We start from the raw sequence: 516 nt of genomic DNA, 5'->3' as shown, positions 1-516 counted from the left end.
ATATAAACTATTTCATTCATTTTTATGACAAAGATATGGAGCTAATAATGGCTTATTTAAAGTTAAAGTTTTCTATTGATTACGAGAAAATAAAATTTAAGTCTCCTCTAGCATTTATGAAAGCTATGTACAATATTTTATTTACTAAAAGTATGAGAAAGAAAATAGATCAGATGGTTGAAGATAACTACTATATAGATTTAACATCTAAAAATGGAGAAAAATATGCTGAGCAGTTAGAGTTTACGAACGAACATGCGAAAATAATGATGAAAATTTCTATGTCTATGAAAATTATGATACCCGTACTATTTCACTACATAAACACACATAATGTAGATAAGTATAAGTATCCTTTATTTACTTTTTACGAGAACTTATTTTATATGTATTCTAAAGACATAGATATTTACAATAAGTTGTATATCACAGTTGAAGCTAAAGTTAAGAACAACTTCTCTAAAAATAAAACATCATGGTTACAGAGGGAAATACTAGGTGTAGACCCTTTAACAT

The 516-nt window shown here is 26.2% G+C and carries 1 protein-coding gene; it reads left to right on the top strand.

The window, feature by feature from the left end; translation table 11 throughout:
* Positions 1–47: 47 nt before the first annotated feature.
* Positions 48–516, top strand: a 469-nt coding sequence (locus ETC00_RS19640; RefSeq protein ID WP_171567725.1) for a hypothetical protein, incomplete at its 3' end; no start/stop codon positions are given.

It is taken from the genome of Brevibacillus sp. MCWH (assembly GCF_013096935.1).
Classification (GTDB): Bacteria; Bacillota; Bacilli; order Brevibacillales; family Brevibacillaceae; genus Brevibacillus; species Brevibacillus aydinogluensis.
Note: the sequence above shows the minus strand (reverse complement) of the source record. Positions and strands in the feature narration are given on the sequence as shown.